At 54.3% G+C, this 221-nt stretch carries 1 protein-coding gene; it reads left to right on the forward strand.

All coding sequences use genetic code 11. The features are described 5' to 3' along the window. Nucleotides 1–221, forward strand: a 221-nt coding sequence (locus FDX22_RS12205; RefSeq protein ID WP_186805300.1) for a PLP-dependent transferase, incomplete at both ends; no start/stop codon positions are given.

The following is a 221-nucleotide window of genomic DNA, read 5'->3' on the forward strand; positions in this document are numbered from 1 at the left end:
AACATTGGGCATTCGTATGGAACGTCACTGTGAAAACGCGCTAAAAATCGCCCGCTTCCTCGAAGGGCATCCGTCCATTACCCGCGTTTATTACCCTGGCCTGGCTTCGCACCCACAGTATGAACTGGGCCAACGGCAGATGAGCCTGCCAGGGGGAATTATCAGCTTCGAAATCACCGGCGGCCTCGAGGCTGGCAGACGGATGATCAATTCTGTAGAAT

The organism is Citrobacter sp. TBCS-14 (assembly GCF_005280805.1).
Lineage (GTDB): Bacteria > Pseudomonadota > Gammaproteobacteria > Enterobacterales > Enterobacteriaceae > Citrobacter > Citrobacter gillenii.